This is a genomic window from Kribbella sp. NPDC043289, from assembly GCF_056436705.1.
Map to the genome: position 1 here is coordinate 177946 of NZ_JBWKCB010000007.1, position 25293 is coordinate 203238.

A 25293-nucleotide genomic window follows, 5' to 3' on the forward strand; every position below is an offset into this window, starting at 1 on the left:
CTGAGTTGGAGAGTTTGTTTCCGCCCTCACCATCCCGGCTCGGAGAGCTTACCCGAGCATGCGACCGGACACCAAAACGGGGTCCCTCGGGCGCGTTGTCACTCCCGTCACACCCGACTCTCCTGACGCTCGGTCGTCAGGTTCATCCGGCCCGCGATCCACAGCGCGACCGCCCCGAACGCCGCGAACTTCACGACGTCGACGATGACCAGCGACCAGGGCGCGTCCTTGACGCCGAGGCTCGCGCCGACGCTGTTCGTCAGGGCCGCGAACACGAACGTCACCACGTTGTTCGCAGCGTGCCCCGCGATGCCCGCTTCCAGGCCGCCCGTGCGGACCACGAGCACCCCGGCGACGAGACCGAACGCGAACCGGTCCAGGAACAGCGCCGGGCTCTGCCACGGCCAGATCCCGTGCGCGGCGGTGAAGAGCAGAGCGGTCACCAGGACCACCACCACTGAGCTACGGGCCAGCGCGCCCATCGCCTGCAGCAGGTAGCCGCGGAAGTAGTACTCCTCCCCCGCGGCCTGGAACGTCGACGTGAGCAGCGTGACGGCGATCACGGCGACCGCGTCCGACGCCGCGCCACCACTGTGCCGCTCGCCGGTCGCGAGCTCGACGTTGCCGAACTGGACGACCGCGAGCGCCAGCAGCTCGATCACGATCGCGGCGAGCGCGAACCACGCCAGCGGCCGCCAGCGCAGCCCGCCGACCACTGAGGACAGCAGCCCCGGTGGCTGGCGGTTGAGTTTGCGGGCGACCAGGATGCTGAGCGGGATCAGCACGATCAGCGACAGGTTCGTGGCGAGCAGCCCGAACCAGGACATCGTGCCCTCGGGATCGGTCCGGATCGCCTGCTGGACACCGAGGATGACCAGGCTGGCGACCATCCAGCCGACCAGGATCGCCAGCGACCCGAGGACGACGTACCCACGGGGTGCCTCCGGCGTGCGGAGCAGGTCCTGGTACTTCGTCCCGCTCTTGCGGGTCACGTCCTTCGCGGGCACGGTCATGCCGTCGTACGACGGGCCTGCTCGAGCCGGCGCAGCGATGTCTCGCGGCCGAGCAGCTCGAGTGACTCGAACAACGGAGGGGAGATCCGGCGGCCGGAGATCGCCACCCGGACCGGGCCGAATGCGTTCTTCGGCTTCAGCCCGAGCCCGTCGATCAGCGAGGCCCGCAACGCCGCCTCGATCGCCTCGGTCGTCCAGTCGACGTCGGTCAGCGCCTTGATCGAGGCGTCGAGGACCGCGTCCGCGTCCCCGGCCAGCCCCTTCGCGGCCGCGTCCGGGTCGATCGAGAACTTGTCCTCGCTGACGAACAGGAACCCGAGCATGTCGACCGACTCGGACAGCGTGTTCATCCGCTCCTGCACCAGCGGTACGGCGGCCCGCAGTACCGCGAGCTGCGCGTCCGAGGGCTCAGCGGGCTCGGCGGGCAGCACCCCGCCACCCGCCAGGAACGGGATCATCCGTTCCGCGAACTCCTCGGCCGGGATCATCCGCATGTGCGCGGCGTTGATCGCCTCGCACTTCTTCGGGTCGAAGCGGGCCGAGTTCGCGTTCACCTTGCGGATGTCGAACGCCTCGATCATCTCCGCCATCGTGAACACGTCCCGGTCCTCGGCGATCGACCAGCCGAGCAGCGCCAGGTAGTTCAGCAGACCCTCGGGCAGGAAACCGCGCTCGACGTACTCGGTGAGTCCGGAACCCTTGTCCCGCTTGGACAACCGCTTGTTGCCCTCGCCCATCACGAACGGCAGGTGCCCGAACCGGGGCGTCCGGCCGCTGCCGATGCCGATGTCCGCGAGCGCCTCGTAGAGCGCGATCTGGCGCGGTGTCGACGGCAGCAGGTCCTCTCCCCGCAGGACGTGGGTGATCTCCATCAGCGCGTCGTCGACCGGGTTCACCAGCGGGTAGAGCGGGTAACCGTTGGCCCGGACCAGGACGTAGTCCCCCAGGTTCTCCGGGAGGAAGGTGATCTCGCCGCGGACCAGGTCGTCGAACACGATCGGGCGATCCGGCATCCGCAGCCGGACCACGGGCCGGCGACCCTCGTCGATGTACGCCTGCAGTTGCTCGGGCGGCAGGTCGCGGCAGTGACCGTCGTACCCGCTGTGCTGGCCGGAGGTGCGCGCGGCCTCGCGGCGCTGGTCGAGCTCCTCCTGCGAGCAGTAGCAGTGGTACGCCTTCTGCGCGGCGAGGAGCTTGCTGACGACGTCGGCGTAGGTGTCCATCCGCTCGGACTGCAGGTACGGCCCGAAGTCGCCGCCGACCTCCGGGCCCTCGTCCCAGAGCAGGCCGAGCCAGCGGAGGGCGTCGTAGGTGTACCGGTAGCCCTCCTCGGTGTTCCGCGAGGTGTCGGTGTCCTCGATCCGGAGCACCAGCTTGCCGCCGTAGTGCCGGGCGAAGGCCCAGTTGAACAGGGCGCTGCGGATGTTGCCGACGGTCAGCAGGCCAGTCGGGGACGGTGGGAAGCGCACTCGGACCTGATGCGGTTCCAGGCCACCCAGTACGTCGTTCACGGCCCGGTCAGTCACGCACGATCACCTTGTTCGTCAGAGTTCCGATTCCTTCGACGCTGATCGAGACCTCGTCACCGGGCAACATCGGGCCGACACCCGCGGGGGTGCCGGTGAGCACCACGTCGCCGGGCAGCAGCGTGGTGAAGGAGGTGATGTAGGCCAGCACCTCCGGGACGTCGAAGATGAACTGCGAGGTCCGCCCGTCCTGCTTGAGCTCGCCGTTCAGCTCGGTGCTGACCCGCAGGTCCGCGGCGTCGAGCTCGGTGCTGATCCACGGGCCGAGCGGGCAGAACGTGTCGTACCCCTTGGCCCGGGCCCACTGGCCGTCGGACTTCTGCAGGTCGCGCGCGGTCACGTCGTTCGCGATCGTGTAGCCGAAGATCACCTCGTTGACCCGCTCCTTGGGCAGGTCCCGGCAGATCCGGCCGATCACGATCGCCAGTTCGCCCTCGAACTGCAGGTCGTTGGTCTGCTCCGGGTAGACGATGCCGTCCCGCGGGCCGATCACGCTGGTGTTCGGCTTCAGGAAGATCATCGGCTGCGTCGGTACGTCGTTGCCGAGCTCGGCCGCGTGCGCCGCGTAGTTCCGCCCGACGCACACCACCTTGCTGCGCGGGATCACCGGCGCCAGCAGCCGGACGTCAGCCAGCTGCAGCTTCTCCCCGGTGAACTGGGCCGACCGGTACAGCGGGTCCGAGTCGAGCACGTTGACAGTGCCGGTGAGCCCTTCGGGGTCGTCGGTCTCGACGACGCCGTACTTCGGCTCGTCCTCCACGGAGAATCTGGCGATACGCACGGGCCGAGCCTACCGTCGGCGACGAATGCGGCAGTGATGTGGTGACGATGAGACAGTGATGTGGTGACGATGGAGATTCGCTTGGCCCGCCAGGACGAGTACGACGCGGTGGGCGAGCTGACGGTGGCGGCGTACACGCACGACGGTTTCGTGCGCGGTGACTACGCGATGACTTTGCGTGCGGCAGCGGACCGGGCCGCCAAGGCCGAACTGTGGGTGGCCGCGGACGAAGACGGTCTGCTCGGCACGGTCACCTACTGCCCGGTGGGCTCGGTATACCGCGAGATCGGCCGCGACGACGAGGGCGAGTTCCGGATGCTCGGTGTCGCGGGACGCGCGCGCGGGCAGGGCATCGGCCGGGCGCTGACCGAGCGCTGCATCGAGCGGACCCGCGAGCAGGGCCTGCGGCGGATCGTCATGAGCAGCGCGAACTACATGGCCACCGCCCACCGGATCTACGAGCGTCTCGGGTTCACCCGGATCCCCGAGCGGGACTGGGCTCCCATCCCGGGCGTCGATCTCTACGCGTTCGCCCTCGACCTATGACCGTCACGCTGCCCTTCGACGAGTGGTCGGCGTACGCGACGGAGCACACCAAGCGGGTCGACGTACTGCTCGCCGGTCATCTGGAACGCCGCCGGCGCCGCGAGCCGCATCCGGTCGAGGACTTCCTCTTCACCTATTACCCGACCCGTCCGAACCAGCTCCGCATCTGGCACCCCGGCCCCGGCGTCCACCTGCAGGAGGCCGCGGTCTACGCCGAGCGACGCGGGTACGTCGTGAACGACGGAACTGCCGCGCTCGACCCAGCCGAGATCGAGCGCCGGGCGGACAGCATCACCTGGATCCGGCGGCTGCTCGCCGCGACGCTCGATCTGCAACCGCAGTTCGGCTGTTTCGGCCTGCACGAATGGGCGATGGTGTACCGGACTCCCGAGGTACGGCACGCGTCCTGGCCGCTCCGGTTAGGGGCCGAGGGCACCGATCAGGTCGTCGAGTCGCACAAGATCGGCTGCTCGCACTTCGACGCGTTCCGGTTCTTCACCGATCCCGCGCGGCCGCTCAACTCCCTGCAACCGACCCGCGAGTCCCAGCCGCGGCTGGAGCAGGGCGGCTGCCTGCACGCCAACATGGACCTCTACAAGTGGGCGACGAAGCTGATGCCCTTCACCCCCAGCACGCTGCTCCTGGACTGCTTCGAGCTGGCGCGCGACATCCGCACCCTCGACATGCAGGCCTCGCCGTACGATCTCGCGAAGCTCGGCTACTCCCCCGTGCGCATCGAGACGGCGGCCGGCAAAGCGGAGTACACGACTGCCCAACGCTCCTTCGCCGACCGCGCCAGGCCGCTGCGCCGGCGACTCGTGGAGCTCTGCGACCAGTTGCTGAGCTAATCTCGCAGCATGGGAAAGATCGTCGCGATCGCCTTCGGCGTCCTGCTCATCGCCACCGGCGGTGTCTGGACCATGCAGGGCCTGGGCTACCTCAAGGGCAGCTCGATGACCGGCAGCACCCTGTGGGCCACTGTCGGCCCGATCATCGCCGCCTTCGGAGTGGCGCTGCTGTACGTCGCACTCCGCGGACCGAAGAAACGAAGCTGACCGAGCCGGCTCGAGAATCAGCAGCTCGACAGGACGTGTGCCCGGCACTGGCCAACGCCCACGCTCAACCAACCGGAGAAACCCTCGCAGTGGGCATATACGTACTGTCGAGCGGCCGGACTCAGACGCGCACGATCGCCCATTGGTAGTGCATGACGCGGCCGTCGTCCCAGGTAGCCCAGTCCTCCACCGCGCCGTACCGCTGGAGAACCTCACGCACTCCCTCATCGGAGCGGATGCTGAAGAACCGCCCGGGTCCATAACCCGTGTTGTCTTCCCACACGCGCTCACCGGCGCTGACGTCACCCCACAGGCCGACGGCCAGCGGTGCGCCGGGCTTCAGGACGCGCACGATCTCGCGCAACGCCAGATCCAGGTCCTCGTCGGCCACATGCAGCAACGTGCTCATCGTCCAGCCTGCGTCGAACGTCCCGTCGCCGAACGGCAACTCGAGCACCGACGCCACCTCGGCACGCAACCCGAGCCCACGGCACACCTCGACACTTGCGGGCGCCAGATCCACCCCCGTGTAGTCGAACCCCGCCGCCGCGATCGCCGCACCGTCGCGGCCCGGACCACAGCCGATCTCCAACACCGTATGACGCCCCTCGGCCTGCAACTGGCTGAGATAAGCAGTACGACGGTCCACCCGGGCATCCGGCAGCTCACGGTCGGACCGGGCCCGGACCTCGTTGGAGTAGTAGGTGATCAGGTCCTGCTCGCGGTTCTGACGATTCATGACTTGGTCGCTTTCAGTGCGAAGAGGAGTGGGATTCGCGGGGCGGGGTCAGGGAGGCGCCACCAGCCCTCCGGGGTTTGCTGCATGGATGGCCAGCGGGGCCACGGGAGTACTTCGGATTCGCGCAGACTGGTGAGCTGGAAGCCGGCGCCGGCGAGCGTGCTGACGATCTCCCCCATGCCGTGCCGCCACTCGTAGCTGGTCTGGCGACCGGGGACCTCGTCGCCGGTGTAGGTGACGGTTGAGTCGTGCGCGATCGGCCCGCGTCCTTCGAGGTAGTCGGCGCGGATGACCAGGTCGTCCGACTCGCCGGGGAGAGAGACCTCGCGCAGCGCATTGAGCAACGGATGGAACTCGACGACGTACAGAGCGCCCCCGGGCTTGAGCAGCTCCCGTACGACCTCGGCCCACTGCTTCAGGTCGGGGAGGTAACAGAGCGCGCCCTTTCCCGTGTAGACGATGTCGAACTGCCGACCGTCGACCGCCTGCACCGCGTCGTACACGTTCGCGTGGACGTAGTCGACGTCGACTCCGGCCGCGGCCGCGATCCCCCGCGCCGCATCCAGCGACTTCTCCGACAGATCGAGACCGCTGGCCCGTGCACCCCGCCGCGCGAACTCGATCGTCTCCGTCCCGAGATGACACTGCAGGTGCAGTACGTCGCGCCCCTCCAGCGGACCGAGGTCGTCCCACTCGTAGTCCGCGAACCAGAACTCGGCGGGGCGGTCGTAGAAGTCGCTTGCCGCGTGCAGCGGCGCCCTCGCGTTCCAGTCGGCCTCGTTGGCGGCCACCATGTCCTGCGTCTGCGCGTCGAGAGTCACACCAAGCAGTCTGCCCACAACCGGGTCCACAGCCTGGCAGACTCCCATCCATAGCCTTGTTCAAGGTTTGTGGATAAGGTTGAATAAGAGTATGGCGAGGGTGGAGTTACACCGCTGGCCCGGGCACCCCGATGGGTTCACCCGGGCCGAGCGGCTGGGCGGGTCGTACGAGCTGTACTTCCCGGACCCGCTGGTCGGTCGGGAGTTCAACCTGAGCGACGACGTTCTCGCGGCACTCGAGGACGCCGCCGGCGATCTCGCCCGTCTGGACGCGACCGCCGCCGTCCTGACCAACAGCGAGGCCCTCGCGCGACTCCTGCTGCGCGCCGAGGCGGTCGGCTCGTCCCACATCGAGGGTCTCGTCGTCGGAGCCCGCCGCCTATTGAAGGCCGACGTACTGCGGGATCGGGCGCGGGACGTCACGGCCGAGGAGGTACTCGGCGCGGTCGACGCGATGACCTGGGTGACCGAGTCCGTCCAGGCCGGTGACAAACTCGAGGTCGACCATCTGCTCGAGGCACACCGGCTCCTGATGGCGCAGTCGCCGAACCCGGAGTACGGCGGCGAGATCCGCTACCTGCAGAACTGGATCGGCGGCCGCTCCCCCGCCGAGGCCTACTACGTCCCGCCGCCGGCGCAACTGATCCCGGAACTGCTCGCGGACCTGATGACCTTCGTCCGCGAGTCGCCGCTGCCGGTGCTCGCCAAGACCGCGATCGCGCACGCCCAGTTCGAGACCATCCACCCCTTCGCCGACGGCAACGGCCGGACCGGGCGGGCCCTGATCCACCTGATCCTGCGTGCCGACGGCCTGGTGACGCGCACGGTGCCGCCGGTCTCACTGGCGCTCGCCACCCACGCGACGGAGTACGTCGACACCCTGACCGCTTTCCGGTACGTCGGGCGCTCGACGACCGCGAAGGCCCGCGCGGCCGCCAATCCGTGGCTGCGGATGTTCGCGCTGGCCTGTACGCACGCGACCGCGGAGGCCGCCCGTTTCGAGCAGACGGCCGTCGATCTGAAGGCGTCCTGGCGGGAACGCGCCGCGCCGGTCCGCGCGGGCTCGGCGACCGAGCTGTTGATCGAGGCCCTGCCGGCCGCACCCGTCCTCACACTCGCCGCCGCGGCGCAGCTCATCGACCGCTCGCAGCAGGCCGCCAACCAGGGCCTCGCCCGACTGGTCGAGGCGCGGATCTTGCGCGAGGTCACCGACGGCCGGCGGAACCGCGTCTACGAGGCGCCCGAGCTGATCGACGCCTTCACGCTGCTCGAGCGCCGCTTCGCGAGCCCGGCCGCGGACACGCAGATCGAGCCGCCTAGCAGACCCGTTCCGTCGAGGCCACGACCGACACGCTAGGTGGTTTGACTTTCCGTTCCCTGTGGAGCAAGAATTCGAACATATGTTCGATCGTACAGGGGAGCTGTTATGCCGGAGCCGTTCGACTGGGACATCCTGCACAGGCCATCGGCGATGGCCATGGTCCGCGGCCAGCTCGGCTTCAGCTGGATGGTCCTGTCCGGCCGGCTGGCCCGGCTGACCGACGAGCAGTACTTCTGGCGCCCGAGCAGCGAGGCGCTCACCGTCGTCCGGCGGCACTACACAGGACACTTCCGCGCACTCGGGTCCGGCGAATGGGTCGCGCAATGGCCGGACGAGCCGGACCATCGCGGCCCACGGACGATCGCCTGGCTGATCGCGCACCTGACCGAGACGTTCTTCGAGCGCTGGGAGTGGACGTTCGGCGAAAGCCGGCAGGGCCGCGCGGACATCACCCTGCACGGCAACGCGCGGGATGCGGTCGCCTGGCTGACCCACTGGGTCGAGGCCTGGCAGGACGCGATCGCCGGCCTCGACGAGGACGCGGTGACGACGGTCGGCCTCAGCCAGGCCAACGAACTCGACGCGGCCGAGCCGTTCGGCCACGTCGTACTGCGCCTCAATCGCGAGCTGATCCATCACGGCTCCGAGATCATGACGCTCCAGGATCTGTATGCGGTCGCGGCGTGAGGACCACAAGATGTGCGACACGCGGCGTGGCGCTACCACAAGATCTAGATGTTCCGACTTAGCATCACTACTGCTGGTGGTTCGGGATGGTCGACGACACAACATGTTGTTCATCTCGAGGCAACAGGGGAATCCGGTGCGAGTCCGGAACTGCCCCGCAACGGTGAGCGGTCGTGACGTCCAGCTGCGTCCGCGAGTCCGGATACCTGCCACCGGTGCGTGTACCGCCGGTACACGCGGTCCGAGATCTCGCGGGTGGGTCGCAGGGCGTGACGGGCAGTGGTACCGGCCGGTGCTGCCGTCTCGTCGTGCGCCTGCTCGCGTGGTGCCGGGTCTCCGAACACTTCTGGAGCGCACACCTGTGACCATTGCTTCCTCATCGTCAGCCTCTGTGGCGACGGACCGGGAGATCGAGCTGACCGTCGTCCGTCGCGACGGCAGCAGTACTCCGTTCGACGCCACCAAGATCTCCGTCGCCGTGACGAAGGCGTTCCTCGCTGTCGAGGGCGCCGACGCGGCCGCCACCCACCGGGTCCGCGACCTGGTGACCGACCTGACCGGCCGGGTCGTCGGTGCCCTGACCAGCCGCGGTCTGAATTCGCTGTCCGGGCGGCGCAGCGTGCAGGTCGAGGACATCCAGGACCAGGTCGAGCTGGCGCTGATGCGCGCCGGCGAGCACCAGGTCGCCCGCGCCTACGTCCTGTACCGCGAGGAGCGGACCAAGGCCCGCACCCCCGCCGACGCGTCCGGCGTCACCGAGAAGCCGGCGCCGTCCGTCCGCGCCGCCGACGGCACCCGGTCCCCGCTAGACGTCGATCGTCTCCAAGTGGTCGTCGCCGAGGCAGCTGCCGGTCTCGACGCGGTCGACCCCGAACTGATCCTGAACGAGACCCTCGGCGCCTGCTACGACGGCATCGCGCAGCACGAGGTCGAGCTCGCGCTGGTGATGGCCGCCCGGTCGTACGTCGAGACCGAGCCGCAGTACAGCTTCGCCGCCGCACGTCTCCTGCTGGACCGGATCCGCCGCGAGACGCTGGGCCGCGTGTACGGCGAGCCCCGGCAGGCCAGCCAGGCCGACATGACCGCGGCGTACGCCGACTACTTCCCGCGGTACATCCGGGTCGGGATCGAGGCCGGGCAGCTCGACCCCCGGCTCGCCGAGTTCGACCTCGAGCGGCTCGCCGAGGCCATCGATCCGGACGCCGACCTGACCTTCACGTTCCTCGCGCTGCAGACGCTCCACGACCGCTACCTGCTGCACATCGACAAAGTGCGGTACGAGTTGCCGCAGGCCTTCTTCCTTCGCGTCGCGATGGGGATGGCGCTGCGCGAGGACGACCGGGAGGCGCGGGCGATCGAGTTCTACCAACTGCTCAGCTCGTTCCGCTTCATGTCGTCGACGCCGACGCTGTTCAACTCCGGCACCACCCGGCCGCAGCTGTCGTCCTGCTTCCTCACCACGGTCGAGGACGATCTGGCCGGCATCTTCCACGGCATCCGCAACAACGCCCTCCTCGCCAAGTACTCCGGCGGCCTCGGCAACGACTGGACCCCGGTCCGCGGCATCGGCGCCCGCATCCGCGGCACCAACGGCGAGTCCCAGGGCGTCGTCCCCTTCCTCAAGGTTGCCAACGACACCGCGGTCGCGGTGAACCAAGGCGGGCGCCGTAAGGGCGCGGTGTGTGCGTATCTGGAGACGTGGCACATCGACGTCGAGGAGTTTCTGGATCTGCGGAAGAACACCGGGGACGAGCGGCGGCGTACGCATGACATGAACACCGCGAACTGGGTGCCGGACCTGTTCCTGCAGCGGGTCGAGGCCGGTGGTGAGTGGACGTTGTTCTCGCCGGACGAGGTGCCGGATCTGCACGACCTCTACGGCACCGCGTTCGCCGATGCGTACCGCGCGTACGAGGAGGCGGCGGATCGTGGCGAGATCCATACCTTCAAGCGGGTCAAGGCGGTTGACCTCTGGCGCCGGATGCTGACCGTGCTGTTCGAGACCGGGCATCCGTGGATCACCTTCAAGGACGCCTGCAACCTGCGTTCACCGCAGCAGCACAGCGGTGTCGTGCACTCGTCGAACCTGTGCACGGAGATCACCCTGAACACCACGGTCGAGGAGACCGCGGTCTGCAACCTGGGCTCGGTCAACCTGGTCGCGCACCTGACCGACACCGGCCTGGACGACGACCTGCTCCGGGACACCGTCAGGACAGCGGTCCGGATGCTCGACAACGTCATCGACGTGAACCTCTACACCACGCCGGAGTCGGAGCGCGCCAACCAGCGGCACCGGCCGGTCGGCCTCGGTCTGATGGGCTTCGCGGATGCGCTGTTCACGCTCCGGGTCCCGTACGCCTCCGAGGCCGCGGTCGAGTTCGCCGACAGCTCGATGGAGCAGATCAGCTACCACGCGATCGAGGCGTCCAGCGATCTCGCCGCCGAGCGCGGCCGCTACTCGTCGTACGACGGATCGCTGTGGAGTCTCGGGATCCTGCCGATCGACTCGCTCGACCTGCTGCACACCGCGCGCGGCGGTGACGTGACCATCGACCGGAGTACCCGGCTGGACTGGGACACCCTGCGGGCGAAGGTACTGCGCGACGGGATGCGGAACTCGAACGTGATGGCGATCGCCCCGACCGCGACGATCTCCAACATCTCCGGCGTGAGCCAGTCGATCGAGCCGACGTACAGCAACCTGTTCGTGAAGTCGAACATGTCCGGTGAGTTCACGATCGCGAACCCGTACCTCGTCGCCGACCTCAAGGACCGCGGGTTGTGGGACCAGGTGATGGTGTCGGACCTGAAGTACCACGACGGTGTGCTGGCCGGCATCGACCGGATCCCGGCCGATCTGCGTGAGCTGTACGCGACGGCGTTCGAGATCGACCCGCTCTGGCTGGTGAAGGCGGCGTCGCGGCGGCAGAAGTGGATCGACCAGGCGCAGTCGCTGAACCTCTACATGGCGAAACCGTCCGGCCGCGCGCTGGATGAGCTTTACCGGTCAGCGTGGCGCTTTGGCCTCAAGACGACTTATTACCTGCGTTCCCAGTCAGCAACCCACGTGGAGAAATCCACGCTTCAAGGCACCGACGGCCGGCTCAACGCCGTACCCGTTGCTCTCACTGAGCCCACCGGAGCCGTGTGCTCCCTCGACGACCCGGACTGCGAGGCCTGCCAGTGAGCTCTCTGTCGATCGGAGCGGCCCGTGTCGAGGTCGCCGACAAGGCGATGATCAACTCCCGCGCGGACGTGAACCAGCTCCTCCCGCTGAAGTACACGTGGGCCTGGGAGAAGTACCTCGCGGCCTGCAACAACCACTGGATGCCGACCGAGGTGTCCATGCAGGCCGACATCGCCTTGTGGCGGCGTCCATCAGGGGCCAAAGACGGCCTCACCGAGGACGAGCGGCTCATGCTCAAGCGCAACCTCGGCTTCTTCGCCACGGCCGAGTCCCTGGTCGCGAACAACATCGTCCTCGCGGTCTACCGCCAGCTCAGCAACCCCGAATGCCGGCAGTACCTGCTCCGCCAGGCGTTCGAGGAGGCCGTCCACACCCACACCTTCCAGTACATCTGTACGTCGCTCGGTCTCGACGAGGGCGAGCTGTTCAACATGTACCGCGAGGTGCCGTCGATCTCGGACAAGGACGCGTGGGCGCTGAAGTACACCCAGCACCTGGAGGACCCGGACTTCCGCACCGGGACACCGGAGGCCGACACCGCGTTCCTGCGCGACCTGATCGCGTTCTACGTGGTCTTCGAGGGCATGTGGTTCTACACCGGGTTCGCGCAGATCCTGTCGCTCGGCCGGCGGAACAAGATGGTCGGGATCGCCGAGCAGTACCAGTACATCCTGCGCGACGAGTCGATCCACCTGAACTTCGGCATCGACTGCGTCAACCAGATCAAGCAGGAGAACCCGCACCTGTGGACGGCCGCCTTCCAGGCCGAGGTCCGGCAGATGCTCGCCGAGGCCTGTGAGCTGGAGGTCGCGTACGGCCGGGCGACGATGCCGAACGGCATGCTCGGCCTCACCGCGGACCTCTGTGAGCAGTACATGCGGTTCATCACGGACCGCAGAGCGGAACAAATCGGAATTTCTCCGCTGTTTGGTGAAACGCGGAACCCCTTCGGATGGATGTCAGAGGTGATGGACTTGAAGAAGGAGAAGAACTTCTTCGAGACCAGAGTGATCGAGTACCAGTCCTCCAGCGGACTCAGCTGGGACTGACACCCCGATCCGGAAGGCCCGCGGTGCAACTCGCCGCTCCGCGGGCCTTCCTTCAACTCACTCCGGGCAACTCACACCGGGCAGCTCACTCCGGGCAGCTCACTCCGGGCCGTGCTTCTGGATGAAGTCGAGTGCGGTGCGGGCGACCTCTTCCCAGCCGTGGTCGATGACGAGCGAGTGCCCGCGGTTCGGCAGCTCGACGAACTCGGTGATGCCGGAGTTCTTCGCGTGCTGCTTGTACGCCGCGTGCGTGATCGCGTGCGGCACCGTGTGGTCCTTCTCCCCCGACACCAGCAGGATCGGCCCGCGGTTCTCGGCCTTGTACTCGACCTTGGTCTCGCTGAACGGGTTCAGGTTCGCGACAGCGGCCTGGAAGATCGGTACGCCGGACGCCGCCACATGGAACTCGTCGTACAACTGCCGGGCCTCGTCCTCGTCGAGGGCGTTGGCCCATCCGTACTTGAACTCGTCGAAGCTCAGCGTGACCGAGCGCCGCGCGTTCGCCGGGTTGCCGAGGACCGGCGACCCGGACTTCAACGCCGACGCCGGCAGCGGCAGTACGCCGCGACCCGGCGCCGGGTCGATCGACACGGTCACGGCCGACGCTCCCTCGCCGGCGATCTTCTGGGCGATCAGCCCGCCGAACGAGTGCCCGACCACGGCGGGTTTCCGGTCCAGGCCGCCGATCGCGTCCAGGTAGTGATCGGTGACCGCCTGGACCATCTTGTGTGCGAAAACCTCCGGGTGCTCGCGCGCCTCCGCGACCGTCTCCGGGTCGTCCGGCCACCCCGGAGCGACCGTGCTGTACCCGTTCTCCTCGAACAACCGCCGCCACCGGTCCCAGCTGCTCGAGAGCAGCCAGAGCCCGTGCACGAAAACCACAGGTTGCTTACCGGACGCATTGGCCGAGTCCACCTCGGCCCGCTCGCGATCAGTCAGCCCCATCGAAACCCCCTCCAGGTCAGGAATGCCCGCGACGCTAGCCCCTCACCACCCCCCTTGGGAATCGATTCAGCGCGGATTGTCCGCGTGGGTCAGCGTCTCCCACGCGAAGAAATAGTTCGCGCCGGCCGGCCGCTTGCTCTCGGTGTACTGCAGCGTCGTCGGCAGCTGCTGGCCGAGCCGGTTGTGGTAGTGGTTGTAGACGATCTCGGTGACCGCCCCGAGGCCCTTTTTCACCGTCCCTCCGCAGAGGTTCGACGGCGTCGGCGCACCGTTCTCGAGCCGCGTGTGGAAGTAGAAGCCGTCAGTGAGTCGCTTGCCCGCTTCGGCGTACAGGTCGACGCCCTGGTGGTAGGCGGTCTCGGCGACGTGGGTGGCGGCAGTGAGGCCCCAGCCGGTGTGCCCGAAGTCCCGACAGGTCTCCTGGGCGAGTCCGTTCGAGAACGTCGACTGGCCCTGCCAGTAGTCGACGATCTCCTCGCGGGTGTCCTTCGACGAGCAGGTCGACGGCGCCTTCGGGTACGAGCCGTCGGTGGTCTCGTAGACGTACCCGGGCAGCCGGCCGCGCCAGATGCTGACCGCCTTGTCGAACGCGGCCCGGTCGTCGAGGAACACGGCGATCCCGATCGCGGCGTCGGTCATGATCAGTTCCCAGTTGCCGTTCTTGCAGCCGGCGCCGTTGCGGACCTCGGGCAGGTACACGTCGCGCAGCATCTTCTCGAAGCGGCCGCGCTGCGACCACGATCCGCCGTACGTGCGCTTGATCAGTTCACCGGCCCGCGAGAACGAGGCGCCGGACCAGCCCGTCTGCAGCGGGGCGTTGGTGTTCGTGTGGTCCTTCAGTACGGCGGACCACGCGTCCATGATCGCGATCGCCTTCTTGGCATAGCGATCGTCGTCGGTGACATACCAGAGCAGCGCGTGGGTGTACGCAGCGAGCGCATCGTTGCGTTCGTCGGAGCACCCGTAGTTGGGGTTCGAGCTGGACCCGCACTCGACGATCGCGCGCGGTTTCGGGGTGTACGACAAGGCGGCGTACGAGCTGGCCTTCATCGCGTCGTACGCCGCCTTCTGTGGCTGGGCGCCGGCCTTGACCTGCTGCTTCACGAAGTCGAGCTGGGCCTTGTCGACGAGGACGCCGGGGTGCTTGAACGTCGGCGGCGCCGCCGTACTGGTCTGGGCGGCGAACAGTACGGCGGACGCCGCGACCAGCGTCAGTGCCAGGGTGAGAAGGAGTGGGCGGTGCAGTCGCATGGCTGCCTCCTGCGATTGGGGCGGAGACAGCAAGCTAGCCCGACTGCAACTATTAGTAAACCTTACTAACCAAAGATCAGCCGAGCAGTTCGAGGATCTCCGCTGTGGTGCCGGACTCGCCGAGGCGGGGGAAGATCCAGGTGAGGGAGTTCTCGTGGGCGGTGGCGGACATGTCGGTCATCGCGTCGGTGGCGAGCGTGACGTGGTACCCGTGCTCGTACGCAGCGCGCGCTGTCGACTCGACGCCGATGCTGGTGGCGACGCCGGTCAGGACGATCTGCGTGATGCCGCGGCGGCGCAGGTGGACGTCCAGATCGGTGCCGTGGAAGGCGCCCCAGTTGCGCTTGGTCACGATGATGTCGTCGGCGTTCCCCGCCAACTGGTCGACGATCTGGTCGGCGCCGGGCGGCATCGTCCCGCCGGCCGAGCGGGCCGGACGCTCGGTGCGGCCGGTGAGCCGGTCCCCACCGTCGGCGGCGAAGCTGACTCGGACCAGGACCACCGGCAGGTTGTGCTTGCGGAACGCGTCGGCGAGTTCGACGTTCCTGCTGATCACGTCGGAGGTGGCGTGCGGCTCGCCCGGGATGGTGGCAACGCCGTTCTGAAGGTCGATGACGACCAGGGCGGTCTTCGGGTCAAGGGTGGTGACGGACACGGAGGGACCTCTCTATTCAGGGAGTTTCAGGAACGTGACCAGCGCGAGCAGACCGGACACGACGAGCAGGAAGATCGCCATGTCGTGCAGTCCGGCCGTGGTCGCGCCGTGCTGGAAGAAGTGCGCGTTGGCCGCCGCGGAGATCAGCGCACCGACGTACACGCAAGTGCGCAGCAGGCCCGCGGACGAGCCGATCCGGGCCGGATCGGCCTGCTGGTACAGGGCCGTCTGGTTGGCCAGGTTGTTCAGGCCCTGCGGGATGCCCGCGATCACGCCGACCACGGCCAGGATCCAGATCGGCGTACTCGGGCCGACCAGCAGCTGTGCGGCCGCGGCCAGGATCAGGAAGACGCAACCGGCCATCAGCTTGCCGCGGATCCGCGGGCTGCGACCGGTGAGCGCGGTGAACAGGACCGCGGCCAGGGACAGCGGCAGCAGGAGCAGACCGGCCGAGGACGCGTTCAGGCCGCGTGATTCCTCGAGCCATTGGGTGAAGCCGTAGAGGAACGAGTACGCGCCGACGAACGCGAGCACCTGGCGCGCGTACGTCAGCATCAGCGGCCGATTGCCACCGAGCACCCGCAGATCGATGAACGGGGCAACGATCCGCAACTGGGTGATCACGAACGTCACCCCGAGACCCAGCGCGAGCACCACCAGATACCACCGCGAGACCTGCGGGTTCATCAGGAACAGCATCGCCGACACCAGCGTCGACGCGAACAGCGCGATGCCGGCGAAGTCGATCTGCCCGGCGACGCGGGAGCGCGGTGTCCGCGGGAGCCAGAGCGCGCCGAGGACCACACAGATCACCGACAGCGGGACGTTGATCGTGAAGATCAGATGCCAGCCGCCGAGCCCGATCAGCAGGCCGCCGAGCGTCGGGCCGATCACCGCGATCACCTGGTTCGCGATCGACAAGCTGCTCAGGATGACCGCGGGTGTCTCCATCCCGGTGCGGTCGGCCTCGCTGCGGATCAAGGACATCGAGGCCGGGTACGCCGCCGACGTACCGAGACCGAGGAGGACGCGGGAGAGGATCAGTACGCCGAGGTTCGGGGCCAGCGCGCCGAGCAGACCGGCGACGCCGACGAGCGCGGTCGAGATCAGGTAGAGCGGTCGCGGACCGAACAGGTCGACGAGCCGGCCCATCACCGGCTGACCGACCGAGGTCGCGAGGTACAGGCCGGTCACCAGCCACGCGGTCTCCGACGGCGGTACGCCGAACGCGGCGCCGATCGGGATCAGCGCGACCGCGAGCATCGACGAGTTGATCGGGTTCAGCGACGAACCGACGATCATCGGCGCGATCAGGCGCCGGTCGAAGCGCTGCTCCGTCAACGCCCGGCCGCCTCGACGGCGTGATCGAGCAACGCCAGCGCCCGGATGATGGTCTGCCGCTCGGCCTCGGTGCAGTGGTCCTGCAAGGTCTGCGCCAGCCACTCCTGCCGCACCTTGCGGTCGCCCTGCAGGCGGCGCCGGCCCTTGGAGGTCAGCGACACGACCTGCCGCCGGCCGTCCTCCGGATCGGGATGCCGCTCGATCAGATCGGCCGCGCGCAGGGCCGCGATAATCGCCGCCATCGACTGCGGCCGCACCCGCTCGGCGCCGGCGAGCACGCTGGCCGACGCCGGTCCGTCCTTGTCCAGCCGGCTGAGCACCGAGGACTGCGACGGCGTCAGGTCGTCGATGTCCGCAAGCGCCTTCAACTGCCGCTTGACCCGCCCGAACACAACCCGCACCTCACTCGCCGCACGCATCGCGGACGCTGAGATCTCCATACCGCCCACCATAACTCATCAGTCCAGACTGATCAGTTCAGACTGTCATTAGCGCGTGCGGCGGCGCTTGAGGGTCGGGAGGATGCAACGCCCGACGACATCGAGGCCGTCGGCGAGGCGGAGGACGGGCGCCAGGCCGTCGACGAGGTCCGCCTGCATCGGCCGGACGTCGTCCTGATAGACATCCGGATGCCGTACCCGGCGGCTGTTGCGCCGCTTCACCGGTGCGGCCGATCCGCGGCGCGAGGACGCCGTACTGCGGCTTCAGGTGCTGACCGACAAGGAGCGCGAGGTACTCGCCGCGGTCGGTGACGGACTCGCCAACAGCGCGATCGCCGAGCGGCTGTACCTGAGCGAGGCGACTGTGAAGAGCCACGTCAGCCGGATCCTGGCCAAACTGCAGCTCACCAACCGCGTCCAGGCCGCGATCCTCGCGCACTACGCGGGGCTCAGCTGATCGTCACCTCGAGGACGCCGATCACCTTCGCGAGCCGCGCGGCCACCCGCCCGGCGTCGAAACCGTTGCCCTCGACGACGACCCGGAGCTCGCCGGCGTCCAGGGACAGGGCAAGTTCGCGGACGTCGTACGGGTTCAGCAGCACGGCGATGCGGGCCAGCATCCCCTCCACCTCCACCACGCGCGCGGTGAAGACGGTCACCGTTCGCTGGACGGCGAGCAGGCTCATCGGACGACCTCCTTGTGACGCAGCAGACCGAATGTCATGCCGTCGACCAGCGCTTCCCAGGACGCCTCGACGATGTTGTGCCCAACGCCGACCGTCACCCACGACCCCTCGCCGTCGGCGGTCTCGATGAGAACTCTGATCACCGCGTCCGTGCCGTGTCCCTGGTCGAGGATGCGGACCTTGTAGTCCACCAGCTCGAACTTGTTCACCACCGGGTACGCCCGCTCGATCGCGGTCCGCAGCGCGTGGTCGAGCGCGTTGACCGGACCGTTGCCCTCGCCCGTGACGATCTCCCGCTCACCGCCGGCGACCAGCTTCACGGTCGACTCGGACACCGCCTCGCCGTCGGCACGCGACTCGGTGATCACCCGCCAGGACTCGACGTCGAAGAACGACGCCCGCTGCCCGGTCACCTCTTCGGTCAGCAGCAGCGAGAACGACGCGTCGGCTGCCTCGAACGTGTACCCGCGGCTCTCCATCTCCTTCACCCGATCGGTCACCCGGCTGACCAGATCCCGGTCGTTCCCGAGGTCGAACCCGAGCTCGCGGCCCTTCAGCTCGACACTCGCCCGGCCGGCCATCTCCGACACCAGCATCCGCATGTCGTTGCCGACCCGCGCCGGATCCGTGTGCTGGTAGAGATCCGGGTCCACCTTGATCGCGCTGGCGTGCAGACCGGCCTTGTGCGCGAACGCGGACAGACCGACGTACGGCGCCCGGTTCGACGGCGGCACGTTCGTCACCTCGGCGATCGCGTGGGCGATCCGGAACGACTCCGCGAGCTTGCCTTCCGGGAGCACCTGCAGCGCGCGCTTCAGCTCCAGGTTCGCGACGATCGCCAGCAGGTCGGCGTTGCCCGTGCGTTCGCCGTACCCGTTGATCGTGCCCTGGACGTGCGTGACGCCGGCTTCGACAGCGGCGATCGAGTTCGCCACCGCGCAGCCGGCGTCGTTGTGGCAGTGGATGCCGAGCCTGGCCCCGGTGGATTCCAGTACGTCCCGGACCACCTCCTGGAGCTCCCTCGGCAGCGTCCCGCCGTTGGTGTCGCAGAGGGCCACGACATCGGCGCCTGCCTCGGCGGCGACCCGTACTACCTCGAGCGCGTACGCCCGGTTCGCGCGGTAGCCGTCGAAGAAGTGCTCGGTGTCGAGGAACACCCGCTGACCGTTCTCCCGCAGGTGCCGGACCGTGTCGGCGACCATCCGCAGGTTCTCGTCGAGGGTCGTCCGGAGCGCCCGCTCGACGTGTGCATCGTGGCTCTTGGCAACGAGTGTGACGACGTCCGCGCCGGAGTCCCGCAGCGCGGCCACCTGCGGGTCGTCGGCGGCACCGTTCCCCGGCTTGCAGGTCGCGCCGAACGCGGCGAACGTGGCGTTCCGCAGGTGCAGCTCGGTCTTCGCCCGCTCGAAGAACTCGGTGTCCTTCGGCACCGCGCCCGGCCAACCGCCCTCGATGAACCCGACCCCCAGATCGTCCAGGTACTGCGCGATCGCGATCTTGTCGGCCACGGACAGCGCCAGACCCTCCTGCTGCGCGCCGTCGCGCAAGGTGGTGTCGTAGACGTGGAAATCGTCCGAGATGCTCATGGTCGGCCTTCCGGAAGGGGTCTGTCGGGCAAACAAAAAACCCCCCGCAAGGTGCGAGAGGTCTGCGCGCTCAGGTACAGCTTGCTGAGCGCGCCTAGCGAATAATCACCCGATAGTGCTTCATGACGTTTCGCAGTCTGCCACAGAATCACCGCTCGGTAACGGCGCCGTCTCGCATCACGAACATTCAGTACGCCGACCAGTACTGCAGCGCCCGCTCCAGTCCCGTCAGGCGGTGAGGGACCAGCCCGGGTCGTCCCAGGCGGTGTAGAAGTCCTCGCGGGTGAGGGGCCGGAGGCCCCATTCCTCGCGGTCGAGGGCCTGGTCGGTGAGGATGCCCTCGTCGTCCTCGAGGCGCTGCCACCAGTACCGCGTGGTCTCACCGTCCTCGCCGACGCCGAGTTGCCGGATGACGACCCACTCGCGCTCGTGCCAGACCGCCTCGTACAGCCAGTCGGTCCCGTGGTCGTCGGCGACGGCGCCGTACGTGCGTGGGGCGGTGCCGCGGTCCAGGTCGCGGATCAGTTCGACGGTGGACCGGATCGCGGCGACGGTCTCGGCCGGCCAGCCGCGGCGCTCGGCGAGCTCCGCGTAGTGGGCCTCGACGTCGTCCGGGAAGCTGCTCATGGCGCCCGACCCTATCGAACCCGGCCCGCGGACAGCGACCACCGGTCCAACCCCCAGACCTGAAAAGATCCTGTGAAACGACGCTCGAGAAGTGTCGAACGGCATCCCCGGGGAGGCCGCGCACACGACATCAGGAGCGGTTCAGATCTTGGTCATCCAGCCGTGCGGGTCGGCGGCGCGGCCGTACTGGATGTCCAGCAAGGCGCTGCGGACGGCCGCGGTGACCGGGCCGCCGTTGCCGTCGCCGATCTGGATCTCGCCGTCCTTGCCCTTCAGCGACGCGACCGGGGTCACGACCGCGGCGGTGCCGCAGGCGAAGACCTCGCGCACCTTGCCGGAGGCCGCGCCCTCGCGCCACTCGTCGATCGAGATCTTGCGCTCGGCGACGTGGTGCCCGAGGTCGGTGACCAGCTTCAGGATCGAGTCCCGGGTGACGCCCTCGAGGATCGTGCCGGACAGCTCCGGCGTCACCACGGTGTTGTCGTCGAGGACGAAGTACAGATTCATCCCGCCGAGCTCTTCGACCCACTTCTTCTCGACCGCGTCGAGGAAGGCGACCTGGTCGCACCCCTGCTCGATCGCCTCGGCCTGCGCGAGCAGCGAGGAGGCGTAGTTACCGCCGGTCTTCGCCGCTCCGGTGCCGCCGGGCGCCGCCCGCGTGTACTCCTCGCTGAGCCAGATCCGCACCGGCTTCACACCGCCGGAGAAGTACGAGCCGGCGGGCGAGGCGATCACGCAGTACGTGACGTGGCTGGACGGGCGGACGCCGAGGAACGGGTCCGAGCCGAACATGAACGGACGCAGGTACAGCGAGGTCTCGCCACCGCCCGGGACCCAGGCCTTGTCGATCTCGACCAGCTTGTACAGCGAGTCGAGGAAGGCGTCGGTCGGCAGCTGCGGCAGCGCGAGCCGCTGCGCGGACCGCTGGAACCGGGCCGCGTTCGCCTCGGGGCGGAACAGATGGATCGAGTCGTCGGGATGCCGGTAGGCCTTCATCCCCTCGAAGATCGTCTGGGCGTAGTGGAACACCGCGGTCGCCGGAGACAGCTCCAGCGGTCCGAAGGCGGTGATCCGCGGGTCGTGCCAGCCCTTCTCGGCCGTCCAGGTGGCGATCGCCATGTGGTCGGAGAAGTACTGCCCGAACCCCGGGTTCGCCAGGGTCTGGGCGCGCTGGTCGTCGCTGGCCGGATGGGTGGTTGGCTCAACGGTGAAAGACAGATCGGCGCTCATGTCCGCACCGTACCTCTTGGCCAAGTGGTCATGCGAGAGTCGCCCTTCACCCGGCCGCGCGCTTGGCGATCGCGTCGCCGATCTCGCCGGTACTGCGGGCAGCACCAGTACGCTCCTCGATATCCGCCTCGACAGCCGCCTCGATCGCCCGCGCGGCCTCGGTCAGCCCGAGGTGGTCGCAGAGCAGCGACGTGGACAGGATCGCCGCGGTCGGGTCGGCCTTCTGCTGGCCGGCGATGTCCGGCGCGGAGCCGTGCACCGGCTCGAACATGCTCGGCGCGGTCCGGTCCGGGTTGATGTTGCCGCTCGCGGCCAGCCCGATGCCACCGCTGATCGCGGCCGCCAGGTCGGTGATGATGTCGCCGAACAGGTTGTCGGTGACGATCACGTCGAAGCGCGCCGGGTCGGTGACCATGAAGATCGTCGCCGCGTCGACGTGCAGGTAGTCGACGGTGATCTCCGGGAACTCCTCGGCGACCTTGTCGACGGTGCGCTTCCACAGGTGGCCGGCGTGCACCAGGACGTTGTTCTTGTGTACCAGCGTGAGCTTCTTGCGCGGCCGCGCCTGGGCCCGCGCGAACGCGTCCCGGACGACCCGCTCGACGCCGTACGCCGTGTTGACCGACACCTCGGTGGCGATCTCGGCCGGCGTCCCGACGCGCAGGGCGCCGCCGTTGCCGACGTACGGGCCCTCGGTGCCTTCGCGCACGACGACGAAGTCGACCTCGCCCGGGTTCGCCAGCGGGGAGCCGACGGACGGGTAGATCTTCGAGGGCCGCAGGTTCACGTAGTGGTCGAGGGTGAACCGGAGCTTGAGCAGCAGACCGCGCTCGAGGACGCCGGACGGGACGCTCGGGTCCCCGACCGCGCCGAGCAGGATCGCGTCGTGCTTGCGGATCTCCTCCAGCTCGGCGTCCGGCAGCGTCTCACCGGTGGCGTGCCAGCGCTTCGCGCCGAGGTCGTACTCGGTCCGCTCGAACGTCACGCCGTACTGCGCGGCGACCGCGTCGAGGACCTTGAGGGCCTCGGCGGTGACCTCGGGTCCGATCCCGTCACCGGGGACGACGGCCAGCGTGAAGTTCTTGTGATCGCTCACTTCTTGGGTTCTCCCCCATTGTCACGGCGGTTCATGGCCTCTTGGACAGCCTTGACCTGATCACCGGCCGGGCGCGTGGTACGGCGACGGCGGGTCGCCTTCCGTTCGCGCGCGTCGATCGCGGGCCAGTTGGCTGGATACATGTCGTACATGCTGCTCCTCCCCAATATGGCGTGGGTGGCAGGGTGCGCACGAATTTACTCGCACGTCCGACTATTTCACCACTATGCGGGCAGGTTGTCCCGAGATGTGAGATCTCAGTGCTGGTGCTGGACCGGAACTGTGCGACTCTCAGCCCGTGAGTGCTCCTCCAGAACTGCCGCCGCTGGTCTCGGCGGCCCTCAGCCTGTCCGGCCGGCGCGGATTCGTCAGCTCCACCAGGAACGAGACCGGTCGGTTGCTCGCCACCCTCGCGGCCTCGAGGACCGGCCTGCTCGGCGAGCTCGGTACCGGCTGCGGCGTCGGATCCGCGTGGTTGCGCAGCGGCGCCGGCGACGGGACGAACATCGTCACGGCGGAGAGCGATCCGCAGCTCGCGAAGGCGGTCGGTGAGCTGTTCGCCGCCGACGAGCGGATCGAGGTCGTCTCGGCCGACTGGACCGCACTGATCGAGCGCGGCCCGTTCGCGCTGCTGTTCGTGGACGCGCGCGAGGCGAAGCTGTCCGCCCGCGACGTGATCGCGGACGTGGTCGAGCCCGGCGGCTTCGTGGTGCTCGACGACTTCACGCCGTCCGCGGTCTGGCCGCCGATGTACGAGGGCCGCGTCGACACGCTGCGCCAGGAGTGGCTGATGGACCCGCGGTTCACCACCGTCGAGGTGATGGTCGCCGCGGACGCCGCCGTACTGCTCGCGACTCGGCGCTAGAAACTGCTGCTGGAACTGAAGCGGGCCCGAGCTATGGAGCTCGGGCCCTGGTCAGCCGCCATGCGCCTGCGGGCGGCTGACTGCCTTCAGTAAATCAGTCGTTCGCCTGAATCAGGCTTCGAGGTCCACCGTACGAGCCGTCGCGGCCTGGACCGCCTCGGTGATGTCGTCGAGCACGGTCGGGGCGATCGCGGAGTCGACCGACAGCGCGACCAGCGCCTTGCCGCCCTTGCGGTCCCGGCTGACCTGCATGCCGGCGATGTTCACGTCGGCGTCGCCAAGGATCCGGCCGATCTGGCCGACCGCGCCCGGACGGTCCTCGTAGGTGAGGAACGCCAGGTGCGCCGCGAGCTCGATCTCGACGTCGAACCCGTCGATCTCGACCAGCCGCTCCGACTGCCGGACGCCGACCAGCGTGCCGGACACCGACACCTGGGCGCCGTCGGCCAGCGTGCCGCGCAGGGTGATCAGGTTGCGGTGCTCCGGGCTGTCGTGGTCGGTGACGAGCCGGACCTCGAGGCCCCGCTCGGCCGCCAGCAGCGGCGCGTTCACGTACGAGACGTTGTCCTCGACGACATCCGCGAACACCCCCTTGAGCGAGGCGAGCTCGAGCACCTTCACGTCGTACTGCGTGATCTCGCCACGGACCTCGACGTCGAGCTGCTGCGCGACGCCACCGGCCAGCGCGGTGAAGATCCGGCCGAGCTTCTCGGTCAGCGCGATGCCCGGGCGGACGTCCTCGGCGATCACACCGCCCTGGACGTTCACCGCGTCCGGGACGAGCTCGCCCGACAGCGCCAGGCGCACCGACTTGGCGACCGCGATACCGGCCTTCTCCTGGGCTTCCTCGGTGGAGGCGCCGAGGTGCGGCGTGACGACGACGTTCTCGAACTCGAACAGCGGCGAGTCGGTGCACGGCTCGGACGCGAACACGTCCAGACCGGCGCCGGCCACGCGGCCTTCCTTGAGCGCGCTGTACAGCGCCTGCTCGTCGACGATGCCGCCGCGGGCCGCGTTCACGATGATGACCTCGGGCTTGACCTTGTGCAGCTGCTCGTCACCGATCAGGCCGATGGTCTCCGGAGTCTTCGGCAGGTGCACCGAGATGAAGTCACTGCTTGCGAGCAGCTCGTCCAGGGTGGCGAGCCGGACACCCATCTGCGCGGCCCGGCCGGCCTGCACGTAGGGGTCGTAGGCGATCACGTTCATGCCGAAGGCGGCCAGCCGCTGCGCGACCAGGACGCCGATCTTGCCGAGGCCGACGATGCCGACGGTCTTCTCGAACAGCTCGACACCCGAGTACTTGCTGCGCTTCCACTCGCCCTTCTTCAGCGACTCGTTCGCGGCCGGGACCCGGCGCGCGGACGCCAGCAGCAACGCGACCGCGAGCTCGGCGGCGCTGGTGATGTTGGAGGTCGGGGCGTTCACGACCATCACACCGGCCTGGGTGGCGGCCTTCACGTCCACGTTGTCGAGGCCGACGCCGGCGCGGGCGACGACCTTCAGCTTCTTCGCGGCGGCCAGCGCCTCGGCGTCCACCTTGGTGGCGCTGCGGATCAGGATGGCGTCGACGTCGGCGATCGCGGGGATCAGCTCGGCGCGGTCGGCGCCGTTGGCGTGGCGGATCTCGAAGTCGGGACCGAGGGCCTCGACGGTGGCCGGGCTGAGCTCTTCGGCGATCAGGACGACGGGCCGGGTTACGTCAGTCATGGAGGAATCTCCTGCAGAAGCGGTAGGGGCTCATGATGAACAGAGCACCGCGCTGTGCCCGCTGGATCGATGGTACCCCGTCCGCGCGACCACGGATGCCCGGGACCCGCATGCCGGTCACTCTCCGCTCATC

General features: G+C 68.4%; 26 protein-coding genes and 1 riboswitch. Of the genes, 9 read left to right on the forward strand and 17 right to left on the reverse strand.

Features of this window, described 5'->3' with window-relative positions; all coding sequences use genetic code 11:
* Positions 1-107: 107 nt before the first annotated feature.
* The 3 genes from AC0662_RS33980 to AC0662_RS33990 are packed head-to-tail and all read right to left on the reverse strand — an operon-like array spanning position 108 to position 3320.
* Entirely contained in the window at positions 108-1013 is a 906-nt protein-coding gene (locus tag AC0662_RS33980; RefSeq protein WP_478305791.1) for a lysostaphin resistance A-like protein, read from the reverse strand.
* Positions 1010-2539, reverse strand: coding sequence for a glutamate--tRNA ligase (gene gltX / locus AC0662_RS33985; RefSeq protein ID WP_478305793.1), 1530 nt, complete (start codon positions 2537-2539; stop codon positions 1010-1012). The genes AC0662_RS33980 and gltX overlap by 4 nt, the downstream gene beginning before the upstream one ends.
* A complete protein-coding gene (locus AC0662_RS33990) occupies positions 2532-3320 on the reverse strand; it encodes a fumarylacetoacetate hydrolase family protein (protein WP_478305795.1) in 789 nt (262 codons plus the stop codon). Before AC0662_RS33990 ends, gltX begins: the two co-directional genes overlap by 8 nt.
* Before the next feature lie 69 nt (positions 3321-3389).
* Between AC0662_RS33990 and AC0662_RS33995 the strand changes: the two genes are divergently transcribed.
* Genes AC0662_RS33995 through AC0662_RS34005 form a run of 3 tightly spaced genes read left to right on the forward strand, consistent with a single transcriptional unit; the run spans position 3390 to position 4921 of the window.
* Positions 3390-3866, forward strand: a complete 477-nt coding sequence (locus AC0662_RS33995; protein WP_478305797.1) for a GNAT family N-acetyltransferase — start codon at positions 3390-3392, stop codon at positions 3864-3866.
* Positions 3863-4714 carry a 3-methyladenine DNA glycosylase gene (locus tag AC0662_RS34000; protein ID WP_452201528.1) on the forward strand — a complete coding sequence of 284 codons (852 nt, stop codon included), beginning with the start codon at positions 3863-3865 and terminating at the stop codon, positions 4712-4714. Before AC0662_RS33995 ends, AC0662_RS34000 begins: the two co-directional genes overlap by 4 nt.
* A 9-nt stretch (positions 4715-4723) precedes the next feature.
* Positions 4724-4921, forward strand: coding sequence for a hypothetical protein (locus AC0662_RS34005; RefSeq protein WP_452201530.1), 198 nt, complete (start codon positions 4724-4726; stop codon positions 4919-4921).
* Positions 4922-5042: 121 nt separating this feature from the next.
* On the opposite strand, the gene AC0662_RS34010 is transcribed toward AC0662_RS34005, so the two are convergent.
* Positions 5043-5660, reverse strand: a complete 618-nt coding sequence (locus AC0662_RS34010) for a class I SAM-dependent methyltransferase (RefSeq protein WP_478305799.1) — start codon at positions 5658-5660, stop codon at positions 5043-5045.
* Positions 5657-6481: a class I SAM-dependent methyltransferase gene (locus tag AC0662_RS34015; RefSeq protein ID WP_452201534.1), complete on the reverse strand. Its 825-nt coding sequence runs from the start codon at positions 6479-6481 to the stop codon at positions 5657-5659. Before AC0662_RS34015 ends, AC0662_RS34010 begins: the two co-directional genes overlap by 4 nt.
* Before the next feature lie 91 nt (positions 6482-6572).
* Here AC0662_RS34015 and AC0662_RS34020 point away from each other — a divergent pair, with 91 nt between their 5' ends.
* The 4 genes from AC0662_RS34020 to AC0662_RS34035 all read left to right on the forward strand — a co-directional run bounded on the left by AC0662_RS34020 (position 6573) and on the right by AC0662_RS34035 (position 12728).
* The gene (locus tag AC0662_RS34020) at positions 6573-7838 is read left to right on the forward strand and encodes a Fic family protein (RefSeq protein ID WP_452201536.1); all 1266 of its coding nucleotides are present in this window, start codon (positions 6573-6575) and stop codon (positions 7836-7838) included.
* Between the two features lie 69 nt (positions 7839-7907).
* A complete protein-coding gene (locus tag AC0662_RS34025; RefSeq protein ID WP_452201538.1) occupies positions 7908-8489 on the forward strand; it encodes a DinB family protein in 582 nt (193 codons plus the stop codon).
* Between the two features lie 60 nt (positions 8490-8549).
* A riboswitch (cobalamin riboswitch) is annotated at positions 8550-8717 on the forward strand.
* A 163-nt stretch (positions 8718-8880) separates the two neighbouring features.
* Positions 8881-11679 (forward strand): ribonucleoside-diphosphate reductase subunit alpha, encoded by a 2799-nt coding sequence (locus AC0662_RS34030; RefSeq protein WP_478305802.1) that lies wholly within the window; start codon positions 8881-8883, stop codon positions 11677-11679.
* Positions 11676-12728: a ribonucleotide-diphosphate reductase subunit beta gene (locus tag AC0662_RS34035; protein ID WP_478305804.1), complete on the forward strand. Its 1053-nt coding sequence runs from the start codon at positions 11676-11678 to the stop codon at positions 12726-12728. The genes AC0662_RS34030 and AC0662_RS34035 overlap by 4 nt, the downstream gene beginning before the upstream one ends.
* A 99-nt stretch (positions 12729-12827) precedes the next feature.
* On the opposite strand, the gene AC0662_RS34040 is transcribed toward AC0662_RS34035, so the two are convergent.
* The 6 genes from AC0662_RS34040 to AC0662_RS34065 form a co-directional block, all read right to left on the reverse strand.
* Positions 12828-13673 (reverse strand): alpha/beta hydrolase, encoded by an 846-nt coding sequence (locus AC0662_RS34040; RefSeq protein ID WP_478305806.1) that lies wholly within the window; start codon positions 13671-13673, stop codon positions 12828-12830.
* Between the two features lie 66 nt (positions 13674-13739).
* Positions 13740-14924 carry an alginate lyase family protein gene (locus tag AC0662_RS34045; protein ID WP_478305808.1) on the reverse strand — a complete coding sequence of 395 codons (1185 nt, stop codon included), beginning with the start codon at positions 14922-14924 and terminating at the stop codon, positions 13740-13742.
* Positions 14925-15000: 76 nt separating this feature from the next.
* Positions 15001-15579, reverse strand: a complete 579-nt coding sequence (locus AC0662_RS34050; protein WP_478305810.1) for an isochorismatase family protein — start codon at positions 15577-15579, stop codon at positions 15001-15003.
* A gap of 12 nt (positions 15580-15591) precedes the next feature.
* Positions 15592-16920 carry an MFS transporter gene (locus AC0662_RS34055; RefSeq protein ID WP_478305812.1) on the reverse strand — a complete coding sequence of 443 codons (1329 nt, stop codon included), beginning with the start codon at positions 16918-16920 and terminating at the stop codon, positions 15592-15594.
* Positions 16917-17360 (reverse strand): MarR family winged helix-turn-helix transcriptional regulator, encoded by a 444-nt coding sequence (locus tag AC0662_RS34060; RefSeq protein WP_478305814.1) that lies wholly within the window; start codon positions 17358-17360, stop codon positions 16917-16919. The genes AC0662_RS34055 and AC0662_RS34060 overlap by 4 nt, the downstream gene beginning before the upstream one ends.
* 48 nt (positions 17361-17408) lie before the next feature.
* Positions 17409-17582 carry a hypothetical protein gene (locus AC0662_RS34065; RefSeq protein WP_452201553.1) on the reverse strand — a complete coding sequence of 58 codons (174 nt, stop codon included), beginning with the start codon at positions 17580-17582 and terminating at the stop codon, positions 17409-17411.
* Between AC0662_RS34065 and AC0662_RS34070 the strand changes: the two genes are divergently transcribed.
* Positions 17569-17817 carry a response regulator transcription factor gene (locus AC0662_RS34070; RefSeq protein ID WP_452201555.1) on the forward strand — a complete coding sequence of 83 codons (249 nt, stop codon included), beginning with the start codon at positions 17569-17571 and terminating at the stop codon, positions 17815-17817. The two genes, AC0662_RS34065 and AC0662_RS34070, sit on opposite strands and share 14 nt — an antisense overlap.
* Here AC0662_RS34070 and AC0662_RS34075 read toward each other — a convergent pair.
* From AC0662_RS34075 to AC0662_RS34095, 5 genes are all read right to left on the reverse strand, one after another.
* Positions 17810-18046: a hypothetical protein gene (locus AC0662_RS34075; RefSeq protein ID WP_452201557.1), complete on the reverse strand. Its 237-nt coding sequence runs from the start codon at positions 18044-18046 to the stop codon at positions 17810-17812. The two genes, AC0662_RS34070 and AC0662_RS34075, sit on opposite strands and share 8 nt — an antisense overlap.
* On the reverse strand, positions 18043-19632 hold the full coding sequence (gene cimA / locus AC0662_RS34080) for a citramalate synthase (RefSeq protein ID WP_452201559.1): 1590 nt from the start codon (positions 19630-19632) through the stop codon (positions 18043-18045). The genes AC0662_RS34075 and cimA overlap by 4 nt, the downstream gene beginning before the upstream one ends.
* A gap of 228 nt (positions 19633-19860) precedes the next feature.
* A complete protein-coding gene (locus tag AC0662_RS34085) occupies positions 19861-20259 on the reverse strand; it encodes a hypothetical protein (RefSeq protein WP_478305817.1) in 399 nt (132 codons plus the stop codon).
* 141 nt (positions 20260-20400) lie between these two features.
* Entirely contained in the window at positions 20401-21489 is a 1089-nt protein-coding gene (locus AC0662_RS34090) for a branched-chain amino acid aminotransferase (protein ID WP_478305819.1), read from the reverse strand.
* Positions 21490-21535: 46 nt separating this feature from the next.
* Entirely contained in the window at positions 21536-22585 is a 1050-nt protein-coding gene (locus AC0662_RS34095) for a 3-isopropylmalate dehydrogenase (protein WP_452201565.1), read from the reverse strand.
* A gap of 298 nt (positions 22586-22883) precedes the next feature.
* Between AC0662_RS34095 and AC0662_RS34100 the strand changes: the two genes are divergently transcribed.
* Positions 22884-23450, forward strand: coding sequence for an O-methyltransferase (locus AC0662_RS34100; protein ID WP_452201567.1), 567 nt, complete (start codon positions 22884-22886; stop codon positions 23448-23450).
* A 111-nt stretch (positions 23451-23561) separates the two neighbouring features.
* On the opposite strand, the gene serA is transcribed toward AC0662_RS34100, so the two are convergent.
* Positions 23562-25160 carry a phosphoglycerate dehydrogenase gene (gene serA / locus AC0662_RS34105; RefSeq protein ID WP_452201569.1) on the reverse strand — a complete coding sequence of 533 codons (1599 nt, stop codon included), beginning with the start codon at positions 25158-25160 and terminating at the stop codon, positions 23562-23564.
* Positions 25161-25293 lie beyond the last annotated feature (133 nt).

Excerpts from the sequence above, each read along its gene's own strand:
- AC0662_RS33980 (WP_478305791.1), bottom strand. The coding sequence starts at position 1,013 with ATGACCGTGCCCGCGAAGGACGTGACCCGCAAGAGCGGGACGAAGTAC.
- AC0662_RS33995 (WP_478305797.1), top strand. The coding sequence starts at position 3,390 with ATGGAGATTCGCTTGGCCCGCCAGGACGAGTACGACGCGGTGGGCGAG.
- AC0662_RS34000 (WP_452201528.1), top strand. The coding sequence starts at position 3,863 with ATGACCGTCACGCTGCCCTTCGACGAGTGGTCGGCGTACGCGACGGAG.
- AC0662_RS34005 (WP_452201530.1), top strand. The coding sequence starts at position 4,724 with ATGGGAAAGATCGTCGCGATCGCCTTCGGCGTCCTGCTCATCGCCACC.
- AC0662_RS34010 (WP_478305799.1), bottom strand. The coding sequence starts at position 5,660 with ATGAATCGTCAGAACCGCGAGCAGGACCTGATCACCTACTACTCCAAC.
- AC0662_RS34020 (WP_452201536.1), top strand. The coding sequence starts at position 6,573 with ATGGCGAGGGTGGAGTTACACCGCTGGCCCGGGCACCCCGATGGGTTC.
- AC0662_RS34025 (WP_452201538.1), top strand. The coding sequence starts at position 7,908 with ATGCCGGAGCCGTTCGACTGGGACATCCTGCACAGGCCATCGGCGATG.
- AC0662_RS34040 (WP_478305806.1), bottom strand. The coding sequence starts at position 13,673 with ATGGGGCTGACTGATCGCGAGCGGGCCGAGGTGGACTCGGCCAATGCG.
- AC0662_RS34045 (WP_478305808.1), bottom strand. The coding sequence starts at position 14,924 with ATGCGACTGCACCGCCCACTCCTTCTCACCCTGGCACTGACGCTGGTC.
- AC0662_RS34060 (WP_478305814.1), bottom strand. The coding sequence starts at position 17,360 with ATGGAGATCTCAGCGTCCGCGATGCGTGCGGCGAGTGAGGTGCGGGTT.
- AC0662_RS34075 (WP_452201557.1), bottom strand. The coding sequence starts at position 18,046 with ATGAGCCTGCTCGCCGTCCAGCGAACGGTGACCGTCTTCACCGCGCGC.
- cimA (WP_452201559.1), bottom strand. The coding sequence starts at position 19,632 with ATGAGCATCTCGGACGATTTCCACGTCTACGACACCACCTTGCGCGAC.
- AC0662_RS34085 (WP_478305817.1), bottom strand. The coding sequence starts at position 20,259 with ATGAGCAGCTTCCCGGACGACGTCGAGGCCCACTACGCGGAGCTCGCC.
- AC0662_RS34090 (WP_478305819.1), bottom strand. The coding sequence starts at position 21,489 with ATGAGCGCCGATCTGTCTTTCACCGTTGAGCCAACCACCCATCCGGCC.
- serA (WP_452201569.1), bottom strand. The coding sequence starts at position 25,160 with ATGACTGACGTAACCCGGCCCGTCGTCCTGATCGCCGAAGAGCTCAGC.